This window comes from Gillisella terrae, assembly GCF_004801395.1.
Lineage (GTDB): Bacteria > Pseudomonadota > Alphaproteobacteria > Rhizobiales > Rhizobiaceae > Allorhizobium > Allorhizobium terrae.
Genome location: NZ_SSOA01000024.1, coordinates 1 through 2,500 on the forward strand (window position 1 = coordinate 1; position 2,500 = coordinate 2,500).

The window sequence follows — 2,500 nt, forward strand, 5'->3', positions numbered from 1 at the left end:
GAGACAGGTGCTGCATGGCTGTCGTCAGCTCGTGTCGTGAGATGTTGGGTTAAGTCCCGCAACGAGCGCAACCCTCGCCCTTAGTTGCCAGCATTCGGTTGGGCACTCTAAGGGGACTGCCGGTGATAAGCCGAGAGGAAGGTGGGGATGACGTCAAGTCCTCATGGCCCTTACGGGCTGGGCTACACACGTGCTACAATGGTGGTGACAGTGGGCAGCGAGACCGCGAGGTCGAGCTAATCTCCAAAAGCCATCTCAGTTCGGATTGCACTCTGCAACTCGAGTGCATGAAGTTGGAATCGCTAGTAATCGCAGATCAGCATGCTGCGGTGAATACGTTCCCGGGCCTTGTACACACCGCCCGTCACACCATGGGAGTTGGTTTTACCCGAAGGTCGTGCGCTAACCGCAAGGAGGCAGCGAACCACGGTAGGGTCAGCGACTGGGGTGAAGTCGTAACAAGGTAGCCGTAGGGGAACCTGCGGCTGGATCACCTCCTTTCTAAGGAAGCTGTGGAATAGTAAGACGCCTGACATGATCAGGATGAACTTTCCCGTGCTTTTTAGAACATAGATCGGACCAGTCAGGTCACGATCGCAACGAAATACGCCGGATACTGTTTACAGATCACGGTATGGACGCATCCGCCGTCTACGTTTCTCTTTCTTCAAAAAGATATCGAACCATTTGATGGCGCAAGGTTTGCGCCTGATGAACTGCTAAGGCCTGATGATCTGATTTTGGCACCCTTGTTCGTAGGAACAAGAAAGGTTTGCCAAAACTCTTTGAGATTGTCGTGCTCTTGTCGTTTGCGTGTGGCAATAGCCGCTTGCAAATGTTCAGCAGCGAGATGGGCCCGTAGCTCAGTTGGTTAGAGCACACGCTTGATAAGCGTGGGGTCGGTAGTTCAAGTCTACCCGGGCCCACCATTTGCTCTGGCGAATTTGGCCGGGTTAGGTTTGAGTTTCGGGGCTTTAGCTCAGCTGGGAGAGCACCTGCTTTGCAAGCAGGGGGTCATCGGTTCGATCCCGATAAGCTCCACCATTTACTTGCGTAAATGTTGGATACCGCTCACGGGCTGTTGTCGCCTGTGGCGACGCCCTCCGCGAGGGCGCTCCGCGTGGTGCTACCGCACCTGTTTGGAGTTGTCCGGTTTGCGTTGCGTGTGTTCGGGTGACGATATCTTTTGAAGAAAATAAAAGTTTGCAACGCTCACATGAGTGTTTGCCTGTTCTAGTACATTGTGAAGAGAAGATTGATCTGGAGGCTTCCAGGTGTTGCGAGGTTTTTACCTTGTGGCGTCCGAGCCCAATCCTGATGAACCTTATGACGGTCTAGCCGACCGGAGTTTGGGGAAGGGTTGGAGGTAGGAAGGAAGCTTGTCGCTCTGGATTGTGGGTTGTTCGATGCTTTATGCATTGTCTGACACACGATCGGATTACCGTTGCCTGACCGCGCGGTACCGGATTTGATCTCGAGAAGCTGGTCTTAATGATCTGGCACAAGTGAACTGCTCGGCGTAGTTCCAATAAAGTGACCAGATCGAACACGTTGATGGCATCATGACGAACCAATTGTAAAAGGTAATTGGTTTTGCAGCCCTTTGGGCTGCTTGATGATGAGCATTGGCAATGAGAACGATTAAGTGTCGTAAGGGCATTTGGTGGATGCCTTGGCATGCACAGGCGATGAAGGACGTGATACGCTGCGATAAGCCGTGGGGAGCTGCGAATGAGCTTTGATCCATGGATTTCCGAATGGGGAAACCCACCTTAAATGCTTAGAAAATCCAAACTGTCAGTGATGACGGCTTGGGTTTCTAAGCATTGTTAATAAGGTATCTTACCCTGAATACATAGGGTGTAAGAAGCGAACGCAGGGAACTGAAACATCTAAGTACCTGCAGGAAAGGACATCAACCGAGACTCCGCAAGTAGTGGCGAGCGAACGCGGACCAGGCCAGTGGCAATAAGGCATAAAGCAGAAGGCTTTGGAAAAGGCTGCCATAGTGGGTGATAGCCCCGTATGCGTAGAAACCTTATTGTCCTAGAGTAAGGCGGGGCACGTGAAACCCTGTCTGAACATGGGGAGACCACTCTCCAAGCCTAAGTACTCGTGCATGACCGATAGCGAACAAGTACCGTGAGGGAAAGGTGAAAAGCACCCCGACAAGGGGAGTGAAATAGAACCTGAAACCGGATGCCTACAAGCAGTCGGAGGGCGAAAGCCTGACGGCGTACCTTTTGTATAATGGGTCAACGACTTAGTGTATCTAGCAAGCTTAAGCCGGTAGGTGTAGGCGCAGCGAAAGCGAGTCTGAATAGGGCGTTTAGTTAGATGCATTAGACCCGAAACCGAGTGATCTAACCATGAGCAGGTTGAAGGTTGGGTAACACCAACTGGAGGACCGAACCCGCATCTGTTGCAATAGATTGGGATGACTTGTGGTTAGGGGTGAAAGGCCAATCAAACTCGGAAATAGCTGGTTCTCCGCGAAATC

The 2,500-nt window shown here is 51.8% G+C and carries 2 tRNA genes and 2 rRNA genes (1 of these 4 cut by a window edge); all 4 read left to right on the forward strand.

Going from position 1 to position 2,500, the window contains the following annotated elements:
• Window positions 1–501: ribosomal RNA gene (locus E6C51_RS19955) — 16S ribosomal RNA — on the forward strand; the annotation flags it as partial.
• Window positions 502–852: 351 nt separating this feature from the next.
• A tRNA-Ile gene (locus tag E6C51_RS19960) sits at window positions 853–929 on the forward strand.
• A gap of 39 nt (window positions 930–968) precedes the next feature.
• A tRNA-Ala gene (locus E6C51_RS19965) sits at window positions 969–1,044 on the forward strand.
• A gap of 595 nt (window positions 1,045–1,639) precedes the next feature.
• Window positions 1,640–2,500 (forward strand): 23S ribosomal RNA (locus E6C51_RS19970) (it continues 1,938 nt past the right edge of the window).